Here is a 25942-nt window from a genome sequence, read left to right as displayed (position 1 = left end):
CCTCGACAAACCGGGCAAACACATTTCCGTTCATCTACCCGGCCGCTATTCCCGCGAACCCGCGTCGTGTTGGGCCTCGACGCCGGAATTCGGGACAACCGTGTAGTTTCGGCCCGGTGCCGCACGCCGTGCGGCGTCGGGTGATTCGGTGCGAGGAGCGGGAATGCGCGTTGCGGGCAAAGCCGGTGTGATCGGTGCGGTGGCGGCGGCGGTGCTGTTGATGGCGGGCTGCGGCAGTGGCGATGACACCAAGGCGGCCGCGACGACCACGGCCAAGGCCACCTCCCCGGCCGCGGCGCAGACCGCGTCGAAGGGCCGCGAGTGCACCGCCGACGACATCAAGGTCGACGGCGGTTTCGGCACGGCCCCGACCATCACCATCCCGGACAGCTGTGATCCGCCCAAGACGCTGATCACCAAGGACCTCACCCCGGGCAGCGGCCCGGGCGCGCAGGCCGGTCAGAAGCTGACCATGAACTACACCCTGCTCACCTGGTCCGATAAGAAGAAGCTGGACAGCTCCTTCGATCGCGGTGAGCCCTTCGCGCTGACCCTCGGCGCGGGCGAGGTCATCAAGGGCTGGGATCAGGGCCTGGTCGGCGTGCAGCAGGGCGCGCGCCGCCTGCTGATCGTGCCGCCGGACCTGGGTTACGGCGCGGGTGGCCGCGGTATGAAGCCGTACGAGACGCTGGTCTTCGTGACCGACGCCGTCAAGGTCGGTTAGCTGACCGAAGGCCGTCCACCAGGGGGTTGCGACGGCCGGGACGCCGTACCCGTCCGGTACGGCGAGCTTTGCCATGACCGGTTATCAGGCCGCATCGACCGTCGACTAACCTGGTCGGGATGCCTGTGGGGGGAATGAACATCATTCCACGAACGAACAAGGAGCATGTCCGTGAAGAGCACCGTCGAGCAGCTGAGCCCGACCCGGGTCCGGATTAACGTCGAGGTGCCCTTCGAGGAGCTGAAGCCGGATTTCGACAAGGCATACAAGGCGCTCGCAGGGCAGATCCGCATCCCCGGCTTCCGTCCGGGCAAGGCGCCCGCGAAGCTGATCGAGGCCCGCGTCGGCCGCGGCGCCGTGCTGGAGCAGGTCGTCAATGACGTCCTCCCCAAGCGCTACAGCGATGCCGTGATCGCCACCGAGGTCAAGGTCATCGGCCAGCCGGAGATCGAGATCACCAAGATCGAGGACGGCGAAGAGCTGGCGTTCACCGCCGAGGTCGACGTCCGCCCGGAGATCACCCTCCCCGACTTCTCCGCGATCGCCGTCACGGTTGATCCGATCGAGGTCGAGGACAAGGACATCGAGGAGCAGCTCACCTCGCTGCGTCAGCGCTTCGGCACCCTGACCGCGGTCGAGCGCGAGATCGCCGACGGCGACTTCGTCTCCATCGACCTGTCGGCCACCGTCGACGGCGCCGAGGTCGAAGAGGCCTCCACCACCGGTCTTTCGCACGAGGTCGGCTCCGGCCAGCTCATCGAGGGCCTCGACGAGACCCTGATCGGCCTCAAGGCGAGCGAGTCCAAGGACTTCACCTCCAAGCTGGTCGCCGGTGAGCATGCGGGCAAGGAAGCCGTCATCACCGTGACCGTGCAGTCGGTCAAGGAGCGCGAGCTGCCCGAGGCCGATGACGAATTCGCCCAGCTGGCAAGCGAATTCGACACCATCGACGAGCTGAAGGAAGACCTCAAGGGCCGCGTCGAGCGCTCCAAGAAGGTCGAGCAGGCCGGCGCCATCCGCGACAAGGTGCTCGAGAACCTGCTCGAGACCGTCGAGATCCCGCTGCCCGAGAAGGTCGTCCAGGCCGAGATCGACGCCGTGCTGCACGACGCCGTGCACGGTTTCGACCACGACGAGGCCAAGCTGGCCGAGGCGCTCGAGGCGCAGGGCTCCTCCCGCGAGGAGTTCGACAAGGACACCAAGGAGTCGGCCGAGAAGTCGGTCAAGACCCAGCTGCTCCTGGACGCCGTCGCCGAGGCGGAGAACACCCAGGTCGGCCAGGACGAGCTGTACGAGCGGATCATCTTCCAGGCGCAGCGCTACGGCATGTCGCCCGATCAGTTCATCCAGCAGATCCAGCAGGCCGGTCAGCTGGGCGCGGTCTTCGCCGATGTGCGCCGCGGTAAGGCCCTCGCGGGTGTGGTGGTCCAGGCCACCGTCACCGATACCGCGGGCAATGCGGTCGACACCGCGGAAATGTTCGGCAACCCGGCCGAAGAGGCCGAGGAGATCTCCGCCGAAGAGCTCGCCGAGGTCGCCGATGCCACCGAGGCCGAGGCCAAGTAAGTTTGCGCTGTGAGCGAAGCAGGGCGGTACCGGGAGTTCGGTGCCGCCCTGCTTCGTTAGTGTCTGTGTCAGCGAATCAGTAGGGGCTTGGTGGGACCGAGCCGGTGAGAGAGGGCAGGTATCCGTGACAATCAATCAGGCAGGGGTGCATATGACATCCGCGACTGCTGGTCTGAACCTCAGTGATTCGGTGTACGAGCGCCTGCTGCGCGAGCGCATCATCTTCCTGGGCAGCCAGGTGGACGACGACATCGCCAACAAGCTGTGCGCTCAGATCCTGCTGCTGTCGGCCGAGGATCCGGAAAAGGACATCTCGCTCTACATCAACTCGCCGGGTGGATCGGTCACCGCGGGTATGGCCATTTACGACACCATGCAGTTCGCCGAATGCGATATCCGCACGGTCGGTATGGGTTTGGCCGCGTCCATGGGTCAGTTCCTGCTCGCCGCGGGCGCCAAGGGCAAGCGTTTCGCGCTGCCGCACTCGCGGATCATGATGCACCAGCCGTCCGCCGGTATCGGTGGTTCGGCCTCCGATATCGCCATCCAGGCCGAGCAGTTCGCCTACACCAAGCGCGAATTGAATCAGCTGCAGGCGCTGCACACCGGCAAGTCCGTGGAGCAGGTCACCGAGGACGCCGACCGCGACCGCTGGTTCACCCCGACGGAAGCGCTCGAGTACGGCTTCATCGACCAGGTGATCACGCACGCGCGCCAGGCCAACGGCGCTTAATCACCGCCCACCACACAGACTTTGGAGACGCATATGTCGAGTACGTTCGACCCGCGGTCCGCGGGCATCACCTTCGCGGCGGCCGGTGCCTCGCTGCCGCAGGCGCGCTACATCCTGCCCCAGTTCACCGAGCAGACCACCTACGGCGTCAAGACCTCGGACCCGTACAACAAGCTGTTCGAGGAGCGAATCATCTTCCTGGGCAACCAGGTCGACGACATCTCCGCGAATGACATCATGGCGCAGCTGCTGGTGCTGGAGTCGCAGGATCCGGACCGCGACATCACCATGTACATCAACTCGCCCGGTGGCTCGTTCACCGCGCTGATGGCCATCTACGACACCATGCAGTACGTGCGCGCCGATGTCGTGACCGTCTGCCTGGGTCAGGCCGCCTCGGCCGCCGCCGTGCTGCTGGCCGCCGGCGCCCCCGGTAAGCGCGCCGCGCTGCCGAACGCCCGCGTGCTGATCCACCAGCCGTCGACCTCGGGCGGTATCCAGGGTCAGGTCTCGGATCTGGAGATCCAGGCCGCCGAGATCGAGCGCATGCGCCGTCTCATGGAGACCACGCTGGCACGGCACACCGGTAAGGACGCGGACACCATCCGCAAGGACACCGATCGCGACAAGATTCTCACCGCCGAAGAGGCGAAGGAGTACGGAATCGTCGACACGGTGTTCCAGTACCGCAAGCTCAGCGCACAGAAGTGAAGTGGGCGGGTGGCGGGGCCGGTGCGTCTCCGCCACCCGGACAGGGGTGAGTCCACGCACATGTCCGATGAGAAACGTGCCCAAGTTGTCGACCTCGGTCGCGGATAACGGGTACGGTCACTCTAGGGACCTTTGCTCGTGGTTGTCGGCACCCGCCGCACCGGCCGTACCCGCAATCGCCGGGGGCGGCATACGCTTTATAGGTGGCACTTCGCCGGCAGCCGGGATAGATGGTTGCACGCGGACAAGGAAGTAGGGACCCAGGAGATGGCGCGCATCGGTGATGGCGGCGATCTGCTCAAGTGCTCTTTCTGTGGGAAGAGTCAGAAGCAGGTCAAGAAGCTCATTGCGGGACCAGGGGTGTACATCTGCGACGAGTGCATCGATCTGTGCAACGAGATCATCGAGGAGGAGCTCGCTGAAAGCAGCGAGGTCAAACTCGATGAGCTGCCGAAGCCCGCGGAAATCCGCGACTTCCTCGAGCAGTACGTGATCGGGCAGGACGCCGCGAAGAGAACCCTGGCTGTCGCTGTGTACAACCACTACAAGCGAATTCAGGCCGGCGATAAGGGCCGCGACTCCCGAGGCGAATCGGTCGAGTTGATGAAGTCCAATATCCTCATGCTCGGCCCGACCGGCTGCGGTAAGACCTATCTGGCGCAGACGCTGGCCAAGATGCTGAACGTGCCGTTCGCCATCGCCGACGCCACCGCGCTCACCGAAGCCGGTTATGTCGGTGAGGATGTCGAGAACATCCTGCTGAAGCTGATCCAGGCCGCGGATTACGACGTCAAGCGCGCCGAGACCGGCATCATCTACATCGACGAGGTCGACAAGATCGCCCGCAAGTCGGAGAACCCGTCCATCACCCGCGATGTCTCCGGTGAGGGCGTACAGCAGGCGCTGCTCAAGATTCTCGAGGGCACCCAGGCTTCGGTGCCGCCGCAGGGCGGTCGCAAGCATCCGCATCAGGAATTCATCCAGATCGACACCACCAACGTGCTTTTCATCGTTGCCGGTGCGTTCGCGGGTCTGGAGCGGATCGTTCAGGATCGAGTCGGTAAGCGCGGCATCGGTTTCGGCGCCGAGGTGCGCTCGAAGTCCGAGATCGACACCGCCGATCACTTCGCCGAGGTGATGCCCGAGGATCTGATCAAGTTCGGTCTGATCCCCGAGTTCATCGGCCGTCTGCCGATCGTCGCCTCGGTCACCAACCTGGACAAGGAATCTCTCGTCCGCATTCTGGCCCAGCCGAAGAACGCACTGGTCAAGCAGTACGTGCGCCTCTTCGAAATGGACGGCGTCGACCTGGAATTCACCCAGGACGCACTGGAAGCCGTTGCGGATCAGGCGATCCTGCGCGGTACCGGCGCCCGTGGCCTGCGCGCCATCATGGAGGAAGTCCTGCTCCCGGTCATGTACGACATCCCCAGCCGCGACGATGTCGCCAAGGTCGTCGTCAACGCCGACACCGTGAACGACAATGTGCTGCCGACCATCGTGCCGCGCAAGCGTCAGTCCCCGGAGCGCCGCGAGAAGTCGGCGTAACCCGCACAATCCGCAGCCGGCCCCGCGAGACCACCTCTCGCGGGGCCGTTTTGTGTCCGCGTCACCGAATGGCGATTCCGCGATTCCCGCGAACGCTGTGCCACGATCACTGAGTGCTGCCGCTTACCCGCGGTTACGCGGGTGGCGACCGGCAGGCCCGGTCCACGCGCGGGTGACTTCGGCTGCGAAGGAGGCGATGCGGTGCTGCATCTGCGAGTGATCTGCCCGGCCGCCCGAACCGATCGAGTGCTGGAAGTGCTCGCGGCCGAACCGGCGTCCACCAATGTGAGCGTGCTGCGCGGCGCGGCCGTGGCACCGGCGGGCGATCTGATCGAGGCCGATGTCTCGCGGGCCATCGCGGATGAGCTGATCGTCGCGCTGCGGGCACTGGATCTGGTTGAGCTGGGCGCGATTACGCTCGACGCGACGGGGACGGTGCTCTCGGCCGCCGCGCTGCGGGCGGAACGGGCCGCACCCGGCCGTGCGGACGAGTCGGTGGTGTGGGAGCAGATTCGCAATCAGGTGCATCGGGCGTCGGAGCTGACCCCGACCTTCTTCGCCTTCCTGACCATCGCGTTCCTGCTGTCGGCCGTCGGCGTCACCACGGCGTCACCGCTGACGCTGGTCGGCGCGATGGTGGTCGGCCCCGAATTCCAGCCTCTCGCAGCGCTTTCGGTGGGGCTGGTGCGCCGCGACCGGCAGTTGATCCGGCGCTCGCTGCGCACGCTGGCGCTCTCCTTCCCGGCGGCCATGCTGGTCACGGGCGCGGCGACGCTGCTGTGGATCCGGCTCGGCTGGATCGGGGTGGCGGATGTGGAGAACGCCCGCAATTTCGACTTCATCTACGAAGTCGGCCCGTTCTCGCTGGTCGTGGCGCTGCTGGCCGGTGCGGCGGGCATGCTGGCGCTGGTGACCTCGACCTCGGCGGTGCTGGTGGGCGTATTCATCTCGGTGACCACGGTCCCCGCCGCCGGGTTGGCGGTGGTGGCGGCCATCGCGGGCAAATGGCATGTGGCGGGGAGTTCGATCGCCCAGCTCGCCATCAATCTGGCGGGCATCGTGCTGGCCGGAGTCGCGGTGCTGCTGTTGCGGCCGCGCGCGACCCGGCGCGGTTGACTTGTTTCGTCGAGCTCAGCGCAGTGGTACGCGCACATCGCCGCCGCCCTCGCGGGTCAGGCGGGTGCGGACCTTGACCAGCGACGGGGTGGGGGCGAAGCCGCCCGCGAACAGGGCCTCGCCCTGACGGAACCATGGTGAGCGTTCGAGCAGCGCGGTGGGGGCGTACCCGAAGTAGGTGCCGAGTTCGTCCAGGTCGGCGGGGGAAGTCATCTTCATGAGCGCGAGGTTGTCGCATTGGGACAGGATGCCCGGGTGCACTTTCGAGGGGCGCTGGGTGGAAAGCAGCAGCCAGAGGCCGAATTTCCGGCCCTCCGCGGCGATTTGGATGAGGCGTTCGCGCACCGCGACGGCGATGGGCGAATCCAGGTGCGGGGACGCGAGATTGTGGGCCTCGTCGATGACCAGCAGCACCGGCCGGCGTTCCTCGCGGCGCGCCCAGAGATCATCCAGCAGTGCCAGTGCGACCACCAATTGTTGTTCGGGAGTGGAGAATCCGCCGAGATCGAGCACGGTCACATCGGGGCGGGTGTCGACGATCTCGGTGACCGGGGCGTCCCGTCCGGCCCAGACCTCCCAGTCCAGCAGGCCCAGATTCTCCACCCGCTGGGCGAGGCGGCGCTGAACCGGACTGTCCGAGGCCAGCATGGTGGGAAGGATATCGAAGAGTTCACCGGATTCGATGAGGGTGCGCAGGTGGATGAGCTCGTTGAACTCCTCCCGGTCCGCGACCGGATCCAGGTGCAGGATGGCGGCTTTCGAGGTGAGCGGCATACCGAGGAAGGCCGCTCGCAGGCGCGATCCCGGCCCCGCGTGCGGTCGCAGTACGCGAATATCGCGCTGCCGCAGCGCATCCGCGGTACGGCCGTCCGCGTCGGGGTGCAGTTCCCCGAGTCGGATGAAGTCCGAGTTCGGATCGAAGATCACCACCGGCAGCGCGGTGTGCGCGATGAGCTGTTCGAGCACGACGCCGAGCGCATAGGTCTTGCCCGAACCGCTCTGCCCGCACCAGAAGGTGTGCCGGTTGAATCGCTGCGGGAGCAGTCGCGCCGGTCCGCCCGGCTCGGTGAGGTTGACGCCCACCTCGAGCACCGCCCCGGTGGTGTCGTGCAGCGCCTGGACGGTCCGCGCGTCGGCCGCCTCGATGCTGCCGCGCTCGAAGGCGTGGCTGGCGCGGGTGTCGATCCCGTCCGCGCCGAGTTCGCCGACCAGTCGTCCGCGCAATCGCACGGGTGTGGTCTCGGAGCGTTCCTCGACCAGCGCGAGCTGTCTGCGGCCATTACCGCCGACGATCACGATGAGCGATCCGGCGACGAACGCGCTACCGGCCGCGTCTCCGACGATGAATGAGCGGCCATCGTCGGAGCGGGCGGACAGTGCTGCGGAATCGGCTGGCATGATCCGATCCTGACACACTGGCTAATGCATAGCTATCAATTGCGGTCAGGCCCAGGGCACCCGGCAGGAATCCCGGCTGAAGCCCTGATCGGTGATGCCGAGCGCGTGATAGGCGCGGGCGCGGGAGTTCTCCAGCGCGATCTGATAGGTCAATTCCATGACGCCCTTGGGGCCGAAGCGATTCCGGAGATCGGCGACCTGTTCGTCGGTGACGGTGGGCGGGGTGGCGGTGACGGCATCGGCGTAGGCGATGGCCGCGCGTTCGTCCTTGCTATAGGCCGGGTTGGTCCGGAAGTCCTCGATATGGCGGAGCTTGTCGATATCGAGGTCGTCCAAGCGCATGAGCATGGTGCCGAAATCCACGCACCAGGAGCAGCCGACCGTGCGCGCCACCTGATAGACCGCGATCTCGCGGATATTCGCCGGGAGCATCGTACTGGCGCGTTCGACCAATCCCTCGTGGATGGAGGCGGCTAGGAACAGCCGGGGATGATTGGCGGAAACGGTGAATGGTTCCGGCACCTCGCCGAAGCGGCGCTTCATGTACCAGTACAGGATTCGGGTCAGCGGTCCGGCCTGCTTCGGGCCGACGACGGGGATGCGGGTGACGCCCATGGTGGTCTCCTTCGATCCGCGGGTGCTATCCCTTGGACGAGAGACCGCCGTCGAACGTGACGCTCAGCGGGCTGTGAACCAGCTCACTCCACCCCGAATACCGGTCGATATGTATGGAATCGGTGACGATCGACGAATCGATCGCGCCCGGCCCGGGAATCGCCGTTGACTCCCCGTGGTTCGCCGTTGAACCTTTATCCCTTTGCTTGAAAATCGGCGCTCGCTCTTCACCTGTTACGACGGTGCGGGCCACCGAAATTCATCGCGGCGGACGCGATCCCGACCGGGAGCGACGCGGGAATTTCAGGGTGAACGGCGCGGGCTCCGGAATCGGGCGGCGTTCGCGCGGGGCGACCAGAATGCAGGCCAGGCCCAGGGCGGGCAGCACGATGGCGGCGATCACGCTGAGCGTGAAGCTGACCGTGCTCATCGCATCGGGCCGGTGGAAGGTGTGATAGATCAGGTGCGGGACGCCGAAGACGAGCCAGCCGAGTCCCGCGGCGCGCGCCAGCAGACTGTCCATGAACCACAGCGCGGCGCAGGTGACCGCGGCCGCGCCCAGGAAGAACGCGCCGACATCGGAGGCCAGGTGATGGTTGTACGGGCCGTCGACGGCGATCCAGCGCATTCCGAAGCCGGGGAAGCTGGTGTACCAGGAGTGCGGCGCGAAGACCGCCCAGGCGCCAACGATCAGCCCCTGTAGCGCCAAAATTCCGAGCATGATCTGCAATGCCAGCCAGCGTCGCCGGTTGATTTCCAGGCGCATGCGCACCCGGATGCCGTTCTCGCTGCCGTGCAAGGAGATTCGCATCGGCCCTCCCGTTCCGTTGCCGAATCATTCAGTGCTGACACCGTAATTCGGCAATCGGAAGGGGGCAAGCGGCCCGGTGTGACTAGGCGGGACCCATGGCCATATTGTCCGGTCCCCAATAGGCGCGCATGAGGACGATCTTGCCCTCATCGTCGAATTCCATGATGTCGATGGGCGAGAGCGTCATCTGCTGATCGCCGAAACCGCCCACCAGCGTGAACGATACGGCGGCATGCTTGCCCGCGACCTTGATATCGAGCAGTTCGGTGGTCTTGTTCTGCATATGCTCGAGCGCGGCGTACATCTCGCGAATGGATTCATGGCCCTTGCGCGGCTCACTGCCGACCGGATCCTCCACCACGGCATCGGCGGCGTACAGCTGCACGATGTCGTCGGTCGGCCCGCTGGCCACCAATTTCACATACTGCTCGACCACATCGCGAACCTGCGCTGCCATGGCATCTCCCATAAGAATTGAAACGTGTTCTAGGTCGGAGAGTAGCAGCCGACCGGGCTCGCGCGCCCCCGTCAGCCCCACTCTGCGGAACTCGCTCCGGATCAGACGGCGATGCGGCGGGTGGCGGTGTACACGTTCATGGATTCACCGCGCAGGAAGCCGACCAGGGTGAGGTCGGATTCGGCGGCCAGGTCCACGGCGAGCGAGCTCGGGGCCGAGACCGCGCCGAGCAGCGGGATACCCGCCATGACGGCCTTCTGCACCAGTTCGAAGGAGGCGCGCCCCGAGACCATGAGCATGAGATCGTGTGCGGGAACGCGGTTTTCGCGCACCGCCCAGCCGATCACCTTGTCCACGGCATTGTGGCGGCCCACATCCTCGCGCACCACCAGCGCTTCACCGTCGAGGGTGAACAGGCCCGCGCCGTGCAGGCCGCCGGTGGCATCGAAAAGCACCTGGCGGGAACGGAGTTCGGTGGGCAGCGTGGCGAGCACGCTCGGCTTGACCTCGACGCCGTCGGCGGGGATGGGATGCCGGGTCAGGGTGCGCACCTCGTCCAGCGCGGTCTTACCGCAGAGGCCGCAGGCGCTGTTGGTGAGGAAATTGCGCGGGCGCACCTCGACCGGCCGGCGGAACTGGACGTCGAGCACGTTGTAGGTGTTCTGGCCGTTCTCATCGGTTCCGGCGCAGTAGCGGGCGGTGACGATGTCCTCGGCGGTGGCGATGATGCCCTCGCTGAACAGGAAACCGTGGATCAGATCGATATCCGCGCCGGGCGTGCGCATGGTGACGGTCAAAGACTCACCGCCGGTGCGGATTTCGAGCGGCTCCTCCACCGCGAGGGTGTCGGGCCGGTCGATCACACCGGTCGGGGAGATGCGCAGGGTGCGGCGGCGGGCGGTTACTCGGCTCACGACGTCCTATGTCCTATGGATATGGCGCTCGAAGCGGACGGTGACGGCTTTGGAGACGGGGGTGTTCGATCGGCGCGCGACATGGTCGAGTGCGACGAGCGGATTGGTCTCCGGATAGTAGGCGGCGGCATTACCGCGCGGGGTGGCGTAGCCGACCAGGCGGAATCCCTCCACCCGGCGTTCGCTGCCATCGGTCCATTCGGAGATGACGTCCACGAGATCGTCCTCGGCGAAACCCAATTCGGCGATGTCCTCCGGGTGGACCAGCACCACGCGACGGCCATTGTGGATACCGCGATAGCGATCGTCCAGGCCGTAGATGGTGGTGTTGTACTGGTCGTGGCTGCGCAGGGTCTGCAGGATGAGGCGGCCTTCGGGCACCGGCAGCCAGTGCAGTTCGTTCACCGCGAAATTGGCCTTACCCGTGGTGGTGCGGAATTCGCGGGCGTCGCGCGGTGGATGCGGAAGCTGGAAACCGTTGCGGCCCCGCACTTTCGTGTTGTAGTCGGCGCACCCGGGCACCACATCGGCGATGGCGTCGCGAATCCGGTCGTAATCGCCGCGCAGTTGCGCCCAGGGCACCGAATGCCCGGGGCCGAACAGCGCCTCGCCGAGTTCGCACACGATCGCGACCTCACTGCGCAGTTCGGCGCTGACGGGCTTCAGGCGGCCGGTGGACAGGTGCACCATGGACATCGAGTCCTCCACCGAAACCTGTTGGCGCACACCACCCTGCATATCCTCGTCGGTGCGGCCCAGGGTGGGCAGGATGAGCGCGGTGCGGCCGTGCACCACATGGCTGCGATTGAGTTTGGTCGAGACCTGCACGGTCAGTGCGCAATTGCGCAGCGCGGCCTCGGTGACCGCGGTATCGGGGGTGGCGGAGACGAAATTGCCGCCCATGCCGAAGAACACCTTGCCGCGCCCGTCCCGCATGGCGCGAATGGAATCGACGGTGTCCCAGCCGTGTTCGCGCGGGCTGGTGATGCCGAACTCGCGGTCCAGTGCGTCCAGGAAGGCGTCGGGCATCTTCTCCCAGATACCCATGGTGCGATCGCCCTGCACATTGGAATGCCCGCGCACCGGGCAGACGCCCGCACCAGGTTTGCCGATCATGCCGCGCATGAGCAGCAGATTGGTCGCCTCCTCGATGGTGGCGACGCCGTGCACCTGCTGCGTCAAACCCATTGCCCAGCAGATGATCACGGCCTCGGATTCGGCCAGCAGCGCCGCGGTGCGATCGAGGTCGGCGCGGGTCAGACCGGTGGCCTCCTCGACGATGCCGAGATCGACCGCGCGCGCCTGCTTCTCGTATTCGGCGAAACCCGCGGTGTGCGCATTGACGAATTCGTGGTCCACCACCGTGCCGGGCTCGCGGTCCTCGGCCTCGAACAGCAGTTTGCCCAGGCCCTGGAACAGCGCCATATCGCCGCCGAGCCGGATCTGCAGGAAGTCGTCGGCAATGGTGATGCCGGAGGTGAAACCCTTGATGGTCTGCGGATCCCGGAAGCCGATCAACCCGGTCTCGGGCAGCGGGTTGACCGCGATCACCTTGGCGCCGTGCGCCTTTGCCTCACCCAGCGCGGACAGCATGCGCGGATGGTTGGTGCCCGGATTCTGCCCGGCCACGATAATGAGATCGGCCTTCTTGAAATCGTCGATCGTCACCGAACCCTTGCCGATGCCGATCGAGGAGGTCAGTGCCGCGCCCGAGGATTCGTGGCACATATTCGAACAGTCCGGCAGATTATTGGTGCCGAAGCTGCGCACCAGCAGCTGATACAGGAACGCGGTCTCATTGGCAGTACGGCCGGAGGTGTAGAAGACCGCCTCATCGGGGGAGTCCAGGCCGCGCAGCTCATCGGCGATGATGCGGTAGGCGTCATCCCATGCGATGGGGGAATAGTGCGTATCGCCGGGGCGCAGCACCATCGGATGGGTGATGCGGCCCTGCTGGCCGAGCCAGTAGCCGGATTTGCCGTCCAGATCCGCGATGGAGTGCTCGGCGAAGAACGCGGGGGTGACGGTGCGCAGCGTGGCCTCTTCGGCGACCGCCTTGGCCCCGTTCTCGCAGAATTCCGCGGGGCGGCGGGTGCCGGTCGGCTCCGGCCAGGCGCAGCCCGGGCAGTCGAAGCCGTGGCGTTGATTCAGCCTGGTCAGGGTGCGGGCGGTGCGGATCACGCCCATTTCCTCGACGGCGCGTTCCAGGGCCACCGTCACGGCCTTCACGCCCGCCGCCTCGGTTTTCGGAGGGGTGACGGTCAGCGCGGCCTCATCGATGTCTTTTTTCGGCGCGGCACGATGCATAACGGCCATTCTCCTCTTGCGCGGACCCGGGGTACCGAAGTGGTCCTATGAATCCTAGGCCGGTGAACACTCGGCGGCTCATCCGCGATATAGGGAGCACGGGAAACACGCGCGCGACGGGGGGCGCTGGGCCGTACCATCTAACCAGCGAGGTTACGCCGGATGGACACACCAGTAGTATTCGGTCCGCGTGCCGGCGAACAGCACCGGCGTGCGAAATTTCCACGCGGCGTACGGAATTCGGGCCGCATCCCAGGACTTCTCGCGGCGTTCTGCGCACTCGTCGCCATGGTGCTCGCCGCCGGGATCGGTGCTGCCGAACCGATTCCCGCGCCCGCGCAATCGGTCGGCGCACTGTCCGCCGATCGCCTGCCCGCCAATAGTCCTCCCGCCCTGCTGGATTCGCCGGGCACGACCACACCCGCACCACCCGGCTACAACGGCTGCACCACCTCCGACTGCACCGGCACCCACGACGGCAACCCGCAGCCCGAATACTGCCCCGACGGCTCGGTCAAACCGCGCAGCGGCAAATGCCCCGCCACACAACCCGAATACTGCCCGGATGGGTCCGTGAAACCCGCCAGCGGCAAGTGCGCACCCGTCATCGAATACTGCCCCGACGGATCCGTGAAACCGTCCAGCGGCAGCTGCCCGAAGCCGGTCGAGTACTGCCCGGACGGTTCGGTCAAGCCCGCCAGCGGCAAATGCGCGCCGGTGATCGATTATTGCCCGGATGGTTCGGTGAAACCGTCCAGCGGCAGCTGCCCGAAGCCGGTCGAGTACTGCCCGGACGGTTCGGTGAAACCCGCCAGCGGTAAGTGCGCGCCGGTGATCGATTATTGCCCGGATGGTTCGGTGAAGCCGTCGAGTGGGGTGTGTCCGAAGCCGGTCGAGTACTGCCCCGATGGTTCGGTGAAGCCCGCGAGTGGGGTGTGTCCGTCGACGACGCCGCCGGAGAAGTGTCCCGACGGTTCGGTGAAGCCCGCAAACGGGGTGTGCCCCACGACCGCTCCGCCGGAGAAGTGCCCGGATGGTTCGGTCAAGCCTGCGAACGGGGTGTGCACGACTACGCAGCCACCCGAGAAATGCCCCGACGGGTCGGTGAAACCGGCCAGCGGTAAATGCGAGACGGGTGGCGGGAACCCCAATCCGGGGGGAGGGAATCCGAATCCCGGTGGTGGGAAGCCGAATCCGCCGGTCACCACGCCGCCGCCCACCGAGGATCCGGGTCAGAGCGTTGTGCCGCAACCGAATCCGACTACGCAGCCGCCGAATCCGGAGACTCCGAAGCCCGCCGGGTCGAATGATGTGTTCCCGGTCAATTCCGGGCTGTCGCTGAACCCGGTCGCGGTGTCTCCGGGTGCTTCGGTGACCGTGACCGGGCGCGGCTGCGATGCCAACGCGAATGTGAAGCTCTCCATCGGCGGTGTCGGTGCGGGTGATACGCGTGCGCGGGCCGACGGCGGGTTCGACGCCACCTTGCCAACGGGCGCAACCGAAATCGGCCAGCATCAGGTGACCGCCGAATGCGGACCCAAACTCGCGGCGGACCTGGACGTCGTGCTGGTCAGCCAGGTGGGCGGCGATGCCGGTACCGCCACGGTGCTGCTGTTCTTCCTGCTCATCGGCGGCTGGTTCTTCGGCCATCGCCTGGTATCCCATCTGCCCGCCCGGAGGCCCAGATGACCGTCCGCAGCCGCAGCCGTGCCCTCGCCGGGGCGCTGGCTGTATTCCTCTCTGCCGCAGTATTGTTCGGTCCGGCCGCAGCGTTCGCGGCGGATGGCGTGCGCGCCAACGCCAGTATCGAGGGGCGAGCCATCGCGGGCGCGGATGCCCGCAATCCGGTGCGCCTGGACCCGGCCAAGGTCAGCCAGGTGACCGTCGAGGTGGTCAACGGCACCGCCAAACCCGTCACGGTGCGCCGCGTGGATCTGGCCGGGCATATCCTCGGCCTGAACTTCTTCTCCTACTCCACCTCGGTCGAATTGACCGTCGCCGCAGGCAAATCCGGGAAGCTCACCTACCGCTTGGACCCCGCCGGACTCGACGGCCAGGCCACCGGCCTCATCGGCGCGGACCTCACCCTGATCGGCTCCGACGGTAAACCCCTGACCAACACCCACACCGTCGTCGACGTACGCGGCTCCCTGGTCTCGGTCTACGGCCTCTTCGGCATCATCCTCGCCGTCCTCACTTTGCTCGCCATCGCCGACGCCGCGTTGACCGTTGCCAGACACCGCCTTTCGGCCAACCGCTGGCAGCGCGGCCTGCGCCTGCTCGCCCCCGGCATAGGAATCGGCCTCATGATCGGCTTCACCGCCTCGGTAGTCCGCTGGTGGGTCCCCGGCACCGCCCTCTGGCTCTCCCTGGCCGGTGCCACCGCCGCCCTCTTCTTCCTGGCGGGCTACCTCTCACCCACCCCCCGAACCGCCAGCGATCTCGAACTCGACGCCGAAGACCTCGCCGCCGCAAGAGAACTCGACGCCCACGGCTACCCGGCAGGCTCCTCCGACCTGGCCACCGCCCTCCCCGGTGCAAGCGGTAACCACCCCGACATGGCCGGAATGTCCGCCAACCCGGGCGGTGGCTACGCTCCCGCCGGTGCGGTCGGCTACGCCCCGGGCGGTGTGGGCGGCTCCGTTCCGGGTGGTGTGGTCGGATCCGTCCCGGGCGGTGCACGGGGTTTCAACTCCGGCGGTTCGCCCATCCCTCGCTCGAACACCTATCAGCCCGGCCGAACACCCAGCCGCCCGATGCCGATAGTCGGCATGCGGCCACCGCCCTCCGGCGAAATCCCCAGGCCCACGGGCGCTCCCGACCTCCCCACCACCGCAATACCCGGTTCCCCGGCCTTCCGCGCCGCGCCCGCACCCCAGACAACGGGCCGAGGCCCCGGCGGCACACCGATTCTCTCCCCCGACGAACTCGAGACTCTCGGCTATCCGGCGGGCAGCGCGCGCGGCCGACAGTCGACCGCACCTCCCACCGGAACACCTCCCGCCCCAAGGGGTTCCGGCTCCGAAACGCCACCCGCTGCCAAAGGCGGCACCAATCCCAGCGCGCCGATCGAGGCTTCAACCCAAGCGGCGCACGGACCACATGCCCCAGCCGAATCCAAGCCCGACCTGCGGAAGCCGGATCGACACGCCACTGAGAATGCTGCGCCCCCGGCGTCCGCGAAAGCCTCTCCGAACCCGTCGGAACCTGCGGAAACGATGGTGTCCCCGGGTTCGGAAAACCCGGCGGGCGCAGCCGAGACAGTCATGTCGCCCGCAGCGGAGAGCCCTCCGGGCGAGAACGTAGGACCTGCGGCACCTCGGGAGTCGCAACGGAAGGTGGTGCGGCCCTCGGGCCCGGTGGAGGAGGAGACCATCGGGCGCAAGCCGGTCGCAGCGGCCGAGTCGGTGTCGCCCACCGCGCCCGCGGGGCCGCAGCAGAAGGTGGTGCGGCCCGTGGGGCAGGTGGAGGAGGAGACGATTGGGCGGGAGGCGGTGGGGCGGAAGCCCGTGCCTGCCGGTGAGGATGAGCCGACTATTCGGAATGGGCCGGGGGAGTGGCGGTTTCGGCCGGGAGGGGCGGGGCGATGAGTGTGCGGGATTTGGGTCAGGGGGATATCGAGCGGGTGCGGGCCGCGTTGCCCGCTTATGTGGTGGAGGGGCAGGTGGGGCGGGGCGGGTGCGGGGTGGTGCTGGCGGGGACGCATCGCGGGTTGCGGCGGCGGGTGGCGATCAAGCAGATTCCGCCGCAGTTCGCCCATGACGCGCAGGTGCGGCGGCGGTTCGTGGCCGAGGCGCGGGTGATGGCGGCGCTGGATCATCCGCACGTGGTGCCGGTGTACGACTACATCGAGCATGAGGATATGTGCCTGCTGGTGCTGGAGTACCTGCCCGGCGGAACCGTCGAAAGTCGTTTCATGACAGCGGGATTCGAGGCGACGGCGGCGGTCGCGGTGGCGCTGTCCTGCGCCGCCGGACTGGACGCGGCGCATCGCAATGGCATTCTGCATCGCGATGTGAAGCCGTCCAACCTCATGTTCTCCGCCAACGGCACGCTCAAACTCACCGATTTCGGCATCGCCAAGATCGTCGGCGGTGAGGACACCCTGGTGACCAGGGCCGGTGAGATCATCGGCACCCCCTCCTATATCGCCCCCGAACAGGTTCGCGGCCAACAACTCTCACCCTCGACCGATGTATATGCCCTGGCCACCATGCTCTACCAACTCCTGTCCGGCACGCTGCCCTTCCCGCCCGGTCAGGACGCCATGGCCATGCTCTTCGCCCACGCCTACGGCGAACCCGTCCCGCTCGATTCGGTGGCCCCGACCGTCCCGCAGCCCATCGCCGAAGTCGTCATGCGCGGCCTCGCCCCCGACCCGATCGAACGCTTCGACACCGCCGAATCCTTCGGCATAGCCCTGGCCGAACCCGCCGTCCACTGCTGGGGCGCGAATTGGCTCACCCCCGTGGGCATTCCATTGATCGGCGCGGACACGATAGTCGCCGCCGCCACCGGCACCCCGCGCCCCTTCACGCCCCCTCCCTTCCCCGCCGACCCGTATCGCTCCGGCGGCCGCGATCGCACACCGAACCCCGTCCACCCCGGTCAGGACGTAACCCGGGATTCTCCACAGCCATCGGAAACCCCGGCCCCCCATGAAGTTCGCCCAGGCTTCGGACGCGGCTTCCGCCCCACCCCGAATCCCTCCGAAGGTTTCGACTCCGGTCCGCGAACCCCGCCTTCGGGCAATCGGGAGGATCCCACTGTCCGTGCGGGACAACCGTTCCCGGGGACCGGGCCGTCTCCCACCCGGGTGGGCGGCCCGTTCGATCCGACACTGCGGGCCGGACAGTCGCGGCACCCGCAGGATGGAACACGGGGCGATTCGGTCCCGCCCCTGCCTTTCGGGAGTGAGTCCGGTGGCGGTACCGGCGGATCGTCGGGAGGACTGCGCGGCGCGCGGAATGGACCACGGCCCGGGCAGACCGGGGGGAACACTCCCCGAGTGCGGCCGCCGGATCGGGCTCGGGCCGTAGCGGCGGCCGGGTGGATCAGTGGGCCGCTGGTGCGGGTGCGGCCGCTGGAACCCATTCGGCACAACGGGGTTCGGCTGGTCGATGTGGATCGTAAGGATTTGGTGCCGGTGCAGCGGGTGGTGACGCTGCGGTCGCCGCGGCTGCCGTTCGTGGCGGCCGCGGTACTGGGCGGTGCTGTGGTCGCGGCCGCGGTGCTGGGGATCGGGGCCGGTTCGGCGCGGGATGTTCCGGCCGGGGCCGTGCGGATCGCGGGGGTGGATCCGGCCGCGGTGAGCCGGGTGGATGTGGACCTGTCCAAGCCGATTCCCGTCACGCTCAACGGCGTCGACGCCGATTCGGTGAGGCTCTCGCTGAAGGTGCTGGGGGCGACGGTCGGAGGTGCGGCGGCCGATATGAGCCCGGGAACCGAGGTCGAGGTCTCGCCACCGGTGAATCCGTATGTGCTCGCCGGAAATCAGACCGCCGAATTGACGTTGTTCCGCAATGGATCCCAGGTGCAGTCCTACGAATTCGGCATGCACTCCACCCAGCGCGCCACCACGACGGCCACCGCCATCGGCACCCTGCTATTGATCCTGTTCGCCGCCGCCTACGCCGAATCCAACGCGCGCACCCTGCGCAGAGGCAGTTCCCGCATCGCCGCCACCATCGGCTTGACCCTCAGCACTGCCGTACTCGGCATCGCGGCGGTTGCCGCGGCCTGGGTACTGCTGGGTCGCGAGCCCACCTTGGCGACCGTAATCGTCTGTGCCGCAGTGGGAGCCGGGGCCGGGGCCGCCCTGGCGACCGGCTGTCGCCGCGTCGGCAAACGCTTCCGTTACGTCCGAGTCCTCCGTATGCGCGAGCGTGCCTAACTGGCGCGAATGCCGCGGTGGTGGATCCCGGACACAACCATGCCGGGACGGCAGGGGCCGGTCGGGTCAGCGGCGGTTGGGGTTGGGCTGATAGGTGAGGATGCGGTCGCCGACGCGCAGGCTCCAGCCGGGTTTGAGCTCCATGGGGCGCTGCCCCACGCGGATCCATTCCTGCGCTCCGGGAGCCGCGACGTAGGTGCCGCCGGGGGTGGCGGCGTCGCGGATCAGGACCAGGCCCTTATCGATGAAAACGTGGGCGTGCACACGGGATACGTGGCGGTCGCGGGGGATGACGATCGGTGCGGCGGCGGCACGGCGCACCGATTCGTCGATCATCGGGTCGCGGCCGATCACGTAGGGCCGGTCCAGCGGGTAGATCGCGCCGTCGGCGGAGGTGAGCGCGCCGGGCCGCCCGCCGATCTTATCGGTCTCCGGTTCCACGTGTCCCGCAATGGGTTTCCCTCGCGGAGCGGAATCTTCCTCGGCGGCAGCGGCTTTCGCGTCGTAGGCGGCGGTGGGAGGCTGATCCTCCGCATCCGGGCGGGTCTCGGCTTCGGCGGCATCCGGAGAACTGTTGTCCCGCACCGGTGTCGCGATATCCGATACGGCGGCCCGCTCACCCGAGGCCGGATCGGCGATCGGTATGGCACGACTTGCCTTCGCGGCGGCGGCTCGCGATTCCTCGGCCTCGAGGGCGGAGATGGCCTGGGTCTCCTCCGGCGTCGCCCCCGGCGTGGTCGCGGCTCTGCGGCGCACCGCCCCGGAGTCACCGGGGATCGCACGCCCGGGCTCGGAATCACCGGACGATGGCCCCACCGCGGCGGCACCGCCGTTCACCGGGCGAATGGGCTCCGAACCACCGGCCCCGGCGGCGTTCTCACGTCGCGGTGCCTCCGACCCGGGAGTGGAGAACCGAGTGTGCGACGGCGTCGGCGTGGATGTCCGTCTGGTCGCGTCATGGGTGGGTGTGGCCGGACTGGTTTCGGGCGGCGGCGGTTTCGGGATGGATGCCGTCGTGGTGCGCAATGGCGGGGTGATCCCGCTGGGCGGGGCGTTCATGATGAATCCGCCCGCCGCGGCGACTCCGGAGCGTAGATCGGTGTGCGGGACCGCGTTACCCGGATCACTTTCCGCGCTCACGGTCAGTTTGCGCACCGGATCCCGCAGGATTTCATCGACCCAGGTCATGGCCCGCGCCCCGGATAGATGCCGGGAACCCTCCGGCCCGTCGACGATCGCGCGCACCGGTCCGCGCAGCAGCACCAGAATTCCCCCGGAGGTGGGCGCGACCACCCCGAATGACGGCGGTTGCGCGGACCCGCTGCTGAATACGGTCGCCGCCAGCCGCTGCGCGATCGCTATCCCGGGATCGGCCGCGGTCGCCGCCGTCTCGGCCGCGCCGAGTATGCGTTCGGTGGACGGGCTCGTCCCGGCCAGGAAGATGACGACATTGCCGAACCGCGCGACCAGCCCATCCCCGCGCATCAGCCCTACGGTTGTCGGAATCCGCCCCATTCGCGCCTCCTTATGTCCGGCGCCCACAACATCGCAGCCCAGCATAGGGTGCTCCCCGCCCTCCCCGCATCGGTCGGGAAAACAGCCGACCGGTCCACCGAAGGGCGACACGGGACTCGCCGGATTGTCGGAATACTCCGCGCGAGCGCATTCGGGGCGCGAGGATCGGGGGAACGCGCCGGTGCATTCGGTTCCGGCACACCCGATGAGGACCGAATCCATATGGGCACGATCACCAGGAATACGCGCGTCACCCGCTCGTCCGCCGGGAATCAGCGCGCTGCGGGGCACGTCGGCGGAGATCGGCGGGCCGCCGGGTCTGCCGTCAAAGGGCGTATCGCCGGGCCGCTCGCCGTGGCGGCGCTCGCGATCGGCGTCACAGCGCTGGCCGCGCCCGCCGGTGCGACCGCCACCCGGGTCGGCGCGGAACCCGGCCTGAGTTTCGGCTCCGCGAGCAGCTACGGCACCGGTTGCGGTTACATGATCAACGCGTACGTGGACGACCCGTCGACTCCGGTCGTCTTCTACGACAACGGCATTCAGTTCGCGGTCGCGCGGCCCTCCGGTGCGCTGGCTCAGGCCCGCTGGACTCCGGCCACGGTCGGCCCGCATCGCATCACCGTCGTACAGCACAGCGCCCCGGGCGAGGATGTCGTCCCGTGGCTGGACCTCACCGCCGCGACCGGGCTCAGCAGCGGTTCGGGCTGCTACGTCGTCGGCGGCTAGGCCGAATCCGCACCATGTGGGCCGCATCCGGTGCGAGCGAATCCGCACGATGCGGGCGCATCCGGTGCGAGCGGGACTGCTCGCGGGCACCGGTCGCACCGGCTCCCGCGCAGTCGCGGCTGGATCAGGGCCGGATGAAAGCGGCCTCGGCGGCCGGGGTGGCGGCCTTGCGGTCGCTGTCCACCAGGCCGATGCGGGTGCGGCGGTCCAGCAGATCGTCGATATCGAGTGCGCCCTCGTGGGTGGTGGCGAAGACGAATTCGGCGGCGGTGACATCGATTCCGGGGGCGACCGGGGCGGCCAGTGCCGGATCCCGGTCGATCAGTTCGAGAATGTCGGTCGCCTCGCTGCCGTAGCGTTCGACCAGGCGATTGGGTGCTTCGATGCCATCGCGGGCCTTACCGGACACCGCGCCGATCAGCGGGAGATCGCGGGTGCGGCACGGGCTCGCGGTGAGGTGCGCGTGCGCGATGGCCGCGTCCACGGTGTCCTCGGCCATCTTCCGATAGGTGGTGAGTTTGCCGCCGACGACGGTGATCAACCCGGTGGGTGAGGTCAGCACGGCGTGCTCGCGGGAGATATCGGCGGTGCTGTCGTCACCGGTGCGCAGCAGCGGGCGCAGCCCCGCGTAGGTGCCGCGAATATCGTTGCGGGTCAATGGTTCCCGCAGCACCGTATTGACGGTGTCGAGCAGGAAGTCGATCTCGGCCTCGGTGGCGTGCGGGACGTCCGGGACCGGGCCGGGCGCTTCCTCATCGGTGAGCCCCAGGTAGACGCGATTGTGCGCGGCGGGGAAGGCGAAGATGAACCGGCTGGTGCTGCCGGGAATCGGCACCGTCAACGAGGCGGTCAGCCCGCCGAACGCGGCGGCGTCGAACACCAAGTGGGTGCCGCGCGATGGCCGCAATTCGATGCTCGGATCCACCTGATCGGCCCAGACGCCGGTCGCATTGATCACCGAACGCGCTGTGACGGTGCGGGTTTCGCCGGTGAGCCGATCGGTCAGCACGGCCGAGGTGCCGGTGACATCGCTCGCCGCGACCCGGGTGAGCACGGATGCCCCGTGCAGCGCCGCGGTGCGCGCGATCGCCACCACCAGCCGCGCGTCGTCGACGAGCTGCCCATCCCAGGCGAGCAATCCGCCGCGCAATCCGTCCCGCCGCACCGTCGGCGCGAAGCGCAGGGCTTCCGCCGCCGCCACCAGCCGCGAACGCGGCAGCACCGATGCCGAGGTGCCCGCGGTCCGCCGCAGCACATCTCCGGCCAGGAACCCGATCCGCACCAATGCCTTCTGTGCCGCACCGATATTCGGCAGCAGCGGCACCACCTGCGGCAGCGCCCGGGTCAGATGCGGCGCGGTGCGGGTGAGCAGGATATCCCGCTCCACGGCGCTCTCATGCGCGATGCCCACCCCGCCGCTGGCCAGATACCGCAGCCCGCCGTGCACCAGTTTGGAACTCCACCGGCTGGTCCCGAACGCCAGGTCATGCTTGTCCACCAGCACCGTGCGCAGCCCGCGCGAGGCCGCGTCCAAAGCCACACCGGCCCCGGTGATTCCGCCGCCGATCACCAGCACATCGATGGTCTCGTCGCCGAGCGCCGCCCATTCCCGTTGCCGCCGAGCGGCGTTGAGCGCCGAGCTGGGCCGAGCCGAAGTGCCGTTCATGGGAAGACCTTTCGCCGTGGAGCGGTGGAGAGGACCGGAGTCAGATAGCCGGTGATGGCCCGGCCGAGTTCGATATCGAGCTGATCCGAATCGAGGAAATCGGTGACGGTGCCCGCGGATTGGACGGCGGACTGCGCCAGCAGCAACAGCATGGCGGCGAGCTGTTCGGGTTCGCCCTCGCGAATCGACCCGTCCCGCTGGCCTTCTCGAATGGTTTCGGCGAACAGCCCGATCAGCGCGCGCTGATTGCGGCCGAGCCGTTCGAAGACGTAGGTGAGCATGACATCGGCGTCGGTGCGGAAGATCTTGGCGAACAGCGGATTCCGCCGCATCATCGACCCGCCGCCGACGATCGCGCCCACCAGTCGCTCGCGCGCGGTGCCGCCGTCGGGGATGGCCTCGGCGATGATCTCGCGCAATTCGCGCACCAGCAGATCCGCGACCAGCGATCCGGTATCGGCCCAGCGCCGGTACACGGTCGGCCTGCTCACGCCCGCGCGCCGCGCCACCTCGGTGAGCGTGGTGCGCCGCACGCCGAATTCGGCCACGCAGGCGCGCGCCGCGTCCATGATGGCCCGGTCGACGGCGGATGATGGTTCGGTCGAGGCCACGGTTGCCGCCATCCTTGGGAGGGTTTCGTTACTGCTTGACATTCTATGTCAGACTGTAACGCATGGTCGACACACGAGCAGCCTCCGCATCCACGGAAAACCCGGGCGAGCCGCAAGCCCGCGCGAGTATGGTGTGGGACGCCTGGGGCTCCCCGTCCGGACACAAACCGTTGCCCGAACAAATCCGGGGACTGCTCACGCAGGTATTCGGGGTATCCGGTGAGCCGGCGACCCGTCGCGATGAGGGCGACGTGCCGCTGCGCGCATCGGCCCTGTCCCCGGAACAGCAAGCCGGGCTCGGCGCGGTGGTCGGTACGGACAATGTGTCGCTCGACCACCGCGATCGCCTGCGGCACGCGGGTGGCAAGAGCACCCCCGATCTGCTGCGCCGCCGCGATACCGCCCCGCAGGACGCCCCCGACGCCGTCGTCTTCCCCGCCGACCACGACGAGGTCACCGCCCTGCTCGAATACTGTTCCGGCAGCGGCATCGCCGTGGTTCCCTTCGGCGGCGGCACCAGCGTCGTCGGCGGATTGGACCCGGCCCGAGGCATTTTCGGCGCGGTCATCGCCCTGGACCTGCGCCGCCTGGACACCATCACCGAGGTGGATCCGATCAGCGGCACCGCCACCCTGGGCGCGGGCCTGACCGGTCCGCGCGCCGAGGAACTCCTTGCCGAGCACGGACTTTCGCTCGGCCACTATCCGCAGAGCTTCGAATACGCCACCATCGGCGGCTTCGCGGCCACGCGTTCCTCGGGTCAGGCGTCGGCCGGATACGGCCGCTTCGACGATATGATCCAGCGGCTCCGAATCGCCACGCCCGCAGGCGATCTCGATCTGGGCCGGGCCCCCGCCTCGGCCGCCGGACCCGATCTGCGCGAACTCTTCTCCGGTTCCGAGGGCACCCTCGGCATCATCACCGGCGTCACCCTGCGCGTGCATCCCGTACCGGAAACCACCGCGTACCAGGCGTGGTCCTTCCCGGACTTCGCCACCGGCGCGAACGCGCTGCGCACGGTCATCCAGGCGGGCGCGGCACCCACCGTGATGCGGCTGTCCGATGAGGCCGAGACCGGCCTGAACCTGGCTCGCGCCGGGGATATCGGCGGCGCACCCGTCGGCGGCTGCCTGGCGGTCACCACCTTCGAGGGCACCGCGGCGCATGTCGCGGCCCGCAGCGCCGAAGCGACGGATCTGCTCACCGCCGCCGGTGGCACCGCCCTCGGCGAGAGTCCGGCCCGCGAATGGGAGCACGGCCGCTTCGCCGCCCCCTATCTGCGAGATGCCCTGCTGGACGCCGGAATTCTGTGCGAGACCCTCGAAACCGCCACCGTCTGGTCCAATCTCGCCAATCTGAAGGCGAAAGTCACCGCCGCGCTGACCGATTCGCTCACCGCGCAGGGCACGCCCGCCCTGGTCATGTGCCATATCTCGCACACCTACCCGACCGGCGCGTCACTCTACTTCACCATCGTGGCGAAGCAGGCCGATGATCCGATCGCACAGTGGGCCGCGGCCAAACACGCCGTCGGCGATGCCATCGTCGCCGCCTCGGGCACCATCACCCACCACCACGCCGTCGGCGCGGATCACCGCCCGTGGATGACCGCCGAAATCGGCGATCTCGGCGTCCAGGTGCTGCGCGCGGTGAAGAATGCCGTGGACCCCGCCGGAATCATGAACCCTGGGAAGCTCATTCCGTGAGAGAGATTCGCTCCGTACTGCTGGTGACCAATCCGCTGTCGGGTCACGGTAAAGGCGTGCAGGTCGGGATCGCCGCCGCCAACCTGTTCGCCGAACGCGGCATCCAGGTCATCGAGATCAGCGGTGATTCGGCGACAGATACCGAGAACCGGGTGCGCGCCGCGCTCGCCGATCCGGCCGCCCGGCCCGATGCCGTGGTGGCGGCGGGCGGTGACGGCCTGACCTGCGTGGTGTTGCAGGCGCTGGTCGGCACCGGTGTCCCGCTCGGGCTGGTGCCCGGCGGCACCGGCAACGATCTGGCCCGCGAGGTCGCCATCCCGGACGAGACGGCCGCCGCGGTCGACGTGGTTCTGGGCGGTAAGACCCGCGTCATCGACCTGGGCACCGTGCAGGCCGAGGCCGCCGCGCGCCCGATATGGTTCGCGACGGTCACCGGCACCGGCCTCGACGCCCGAGTCACCTTGCGCGCCAACCGAATGACCTGGCCCAAGGGTCCGCTGCGCTATACCGTGGCCGCCTTGCTGGAGCTGGTGGGCAAGCTCGCGGTGCCGTATCGCATCGAATTGCACGGCTCACCGGATCATCCGGACGGCACCGTGATCGAACAGGACGCCATCATGGTCGCGGTCGGCAATACCCGCACCTACGGCGGCGGCATGCTCATCACCCCCGACGCGGTCATCGATGACGGCCTGCTCAACCTCACGGTCGTCGGAGCCATGCCGCGCCGGGATCTGTTGCGCCTGCTGCCCGCGTTGTCGGCGGGCAAGCGCATCGAGCATCCGGCCACCACCCAGTACACCGCCGCGCGCTTCACCCTCACCGCCCCGGACGCGCCCGCGACCGCGGACGGCGATCCGGCGGGCATGCTCCCCGCCACCTTCATCGCACATCCGGGTGCGCTGGAGATCCTGGTCCCCTGAAC

General features: G+C 68.0%; 22 protein-coding genes. 12 read left to right on the top strand and 10 right to left on the bottom strand.

Translation table 11 applies throughout. The features are described 5' to 3' along the window. Positions 1–163 precede the first annotated feature (163 nt). From ACFC0O_RS09710 to ACFC0O_RS09685, 6 genes are all read left to right on the top strand, one after another. Positions 164–724 carry an FKBP-type peptidyl-prolyl cis-trans isomerase gene (locus ACFC0O_RS09710; protein ID WP_375955311.1) on the top strand — a complete coding sequence of 187 codons (561 nt, stop codon included), beginning with the start codon at positions 164–166 and terminating at the stop codon, positions 722–724. Positions 725–895: 171 nt separating this feature from the next. Next, positions 896–2290 carry a trigger factor gene (gene tig, locus ACFC0O_RS09705; RefSeq protein WP_375955309.1) on the top strand — a complete coding sequence of 465 codons (1395 nt, stop codon included), beginning with the start codon at positions 896–898 and terminating at the stop codon, positions 2288–2290. A gap of 151 nt (positions 2291–2441) precedes the next feature. Then, on the top strand, positions 2442–3023 hold the full coding sequence (locus tag ACFC0O_RS09700; protein WP_364629492.1) for an ATP-dependent Clp protease proteolytic subunit: 582 nt from the start codon (positions 2442–2444) through the stop codon (positions 3021–3023). 33 nt (positions 3024–3056) lie between these two features. Continuing rightward, a complete protein-coding gene (locus ACFC0O_RS09695) occupies positions 3057–3734 on the top strand; it encodes an ATP-dependent Clp protease proteolytic subunit (RefSeq protein WP_364629495.1) in 678 nt (225 codons plus the stop codon). A gap of 267 nt (positions 3735–4001) precedes the next feature. Further along, positions 4002–5282: an ATP-dependent Clp protease ATP-binding subunit ClpX gene (gene clpX, locus ACFC0O_RS09690; protein WP_364629498.1), complete on the top strand. Its 1281-nt coding sequence runs from the start codon at positions 4002–4004 to the stop codon at positions 5280–5282. A gap of 201 nt (positions 5283–5483) precedes the next feature. Continuing rightward, positions 5484–6398: a DUF389 domain-containing protein gene (locus tag ACFC0O_RS09685; protein ID WP_375955306.1), complete on the top strand. Its 915-nt coding sequence runs from the start codon at positions 5484–5486 to the stop codon at positions 6396–6398. A gap of 15 nt (positions 6399–6413) precedes the next feature. Here ACFC0O_RS09685 and ACFC0O_RS09680 read toward each other — a convergent pair whose 3' ends face one another. The 7 genes from ACFC0O_RS09680 to ACFC0O_RS09650 form a co-directional block, all read right to left on the bottom strand. Further along, positions 6414–7796, bottom strand: coding sequence for an ATP-binding protein (locus tag ACFC0O_RS09680; RefSeq protein ID WP_375955304.1), 1383 nt, complete (start codon positions 7794–7796; stop codon positions 6414–6416). A 45-nt stretch (positions 7797–7841) separates the two neighbouring features. Continuing rightward, a complete protein-coding gene (locus tag ACFC0O_RS09675; protein WP_375955302.1) occupies positions 7842–8411 on the bottom strand; it encodes a carboxymuconolactone decarboxylase family protein in 570 nt (189 codons plus the stop codon). A gap of 25 nt (positions 8412–8436) precedes the next feature. Next, a complete protein-coding gene (locus ACFC0O_RS09670; protein WP_375955300.1) occupies positions 8437–8664 on the bottom strand; it encodes a hypothetical protein in 228 nt (75 codons plus the stop codon). Positions 8665–8670: 6 nt separating this feature from the next. Next, the gene (locus tag ACFC0O_RS09665; RefSeq protein WP_364629507.1) at positions 8671–9222 is read right to left on the bottom strand and encodes a hypothetical protein; all 552 of its coding nucleotides are present in this window, start codon (positions 9220–9222) and stop codon (positions 8671–8673) included. A gap of 82 nt (positions 9223–9304) precedes the next feature. Then, a complete protein-coding gene (locus ACFC0O_RS09660; protein ID WP_375955297.1) occupies positions 9305–9679 on the bottom strand; it encodes a nuclear transport factor 2 family protein in 375 nt (124 codons plus the stop codon). A 101-nt stretch (positions 9680–9780) separates the two neighbouring features. After that, positions 9781–10593, bottom strand: a complete 813-nt coding sequence (gene fdhD, locus ACFC0O_RS09655) for a formate dehydrogenase accessory sulfurtransferase FdhD (RefSeq protein ID WP_375955295.1) — start codon at positions 10591–10593, stop codon at positions 9781–9783. 6 nt (positions 10594–10599) lie between these two features. After that, positions 10600–12900 carry an FdhF/YdeP family oxidoreductase gene (locus ACFC0O_RS09650; protein ID WP_375955293.1) on the bottom strand — a complete coding sequence of 767 codons (2301 nt, stop codon included), beginning with the start codon at positions 12898–12900 and terminating at the stop codon, positions 10600–10602. Between the two features lie 162 nt (positions 12901–13062). Between ACFC0O_RS09650 and ACFC0O_RS09645 the strand changes: the two genes are divergently transcribed. Genes ACFC0O_RS09645 through ACFC0O_RS09635 form a run of 3 tightly spaced genes read left to right on the top strand, consistent with a single transcriptional unit; the run spans position 13063 to position 18793 of the window. Continuing rightward, on the top strand, positions 13063–14589 hold the full coding sequence (locus tag ACFC0O_RS09645) for a hypothetical protein (RefSeq protein ID WP_375955292.1): 1527 nt from the start codon (positions 13063–13065) through the stop codon (positions 14587–14589). After that, positions 14586–16490 (top strand): hypothetical protein, encoded by a 1905-nt coding sequence (locus ACFC0O_RS09640; RefSeq protein WP_375955290.1) that lies wholly within the window; start codon positions 14586–14588, stop codon positions 16488–16490. The genes ACFC0O_RS09645 and ACFC0O_RS09640 overlap by 4 nt, the downstream gene beginning before the upstream one ends. Next, a complete protein-coding gene (locus tag ACFC0O_RS09635; protein WP_375955288.1) occupies positions 16487–18793 on the top strand; it encodes a protein kinase in 2307 nt (768 codons plus the stop codon). Before ACFC0O_RS09640 ends, ACFC0O_RS09635 begins: the two co-directional genes overlap by 4 nt. 66 nt (positions 18794–18859) lie before the next feature. Here the strand turns inward: ACFC0O_RS09635 and ACFC0O_RS09630 are convergent, their stop codons facing one another. Continuing rightward, a complete protein-coding gene (locus tag ACFC0O_RS09630; RefSeq protein ID WP_375955286.1) occupies positions 18860–20308 on the bottom strand; it encodes an FHA domain-containing protein in 1449 nt (482 codons plus the stop codon). A gap of 222 nt (positions 20309–20530) precedes the next feature. Between ACFC0O_RS09630 and ACFC0O_RS09625 the strand changes: the two genes are divergently transcribed. Continuing rightward, complete coding sequence (locus tag ACFC0O_RS09625; RefSeq protein WP_375955284.1) at positions 20531–21034, top strand: hypothetical protein; 504 nt, start codon at positions 20531–20533, stop codon at positions 21032–21034. Between the two features lie 124 nt (positions 21035–21158). Here ACFC0O_RS09625 and ACFC0O_RS09620 read toward each other — a convergent pair whose 3' ends face one another. Both ACFC0O_RS09620 and ACFC0O_RS09615 read right to left on the bottom strand, forming a co-directional pair. Next, entirely contained in the window at positions 21159–22700 is a 1542-nt protein-coding gene (locus tag ACFC0O_RS09620) for an FAD-dependent oxidoreductase (protein WP_375955282.1), read from the bottom strand. Continuing rightward, positions 22697–23323: a TetR/AcrR family transcriptional regulator gene (locus ACFC0O_RS09615; RefSeq protein ID WP_364629537.1), complete on the bottom strand. Its 627-nt coding sequence runs from the start codon at positions 23321–23323 to the stop codon at positions 22697–22699. The genes ACFC0O_RS09620 and ACFC0O_RS09615 overlap by 4 nt, the downstream gene beginning before the upstream one ends. A 116-nt stretch (positions 23324–23439) precedes the next feature. On the opposite strand from ACFC0O_RS09615, the gene ACFC0O_RS09610 reads away from it, so the two are divergent. Both ACFC0O_RS09610 and ACFC0O_RS09605 read left to right on the top strand, forming a co-directional pair. Further along, on the top strand, positions 23440–25017 hold the full coding sequence (locus ACFC0O_RS09610; RefSeq protein WP_375956073.1) for an FAD-binding oxidoreductase: 1578 nt from the start codon (positions 23440–23442) through the stop codon (positions 25015–25017). Then, positions 25014–25940: a diacylglycerol kinase family protein gene (locus ACFC0O_RS09605; protein WP_375955280.1), complete on the top strand. Its 927-nt coding sequence runs from the start codon at positions 25014–25016 to the stop codon at positions 25938–25940. Before ACFC0O_RS09610 ends, ACFC0O_RS09605 begins: the two co-directional genes overlap by 4 nt. Positions 25941–25942: the final 2 nt, after the last annotated feature.

This window comes from Nocardia sp. NPDC056100, assembly GCF_042266325.1.
Classification (GTDB): Bacteria; Actinomycetota; Actinomycetes; order Mycobacteriales; family Mycobacteriaceae; genus Nocardia.
The sequence above is the reverse complement of the archived record's forward strand: the minus strand, read 5'-3'. Positions and strand labels throughout refer to the sequence as shown.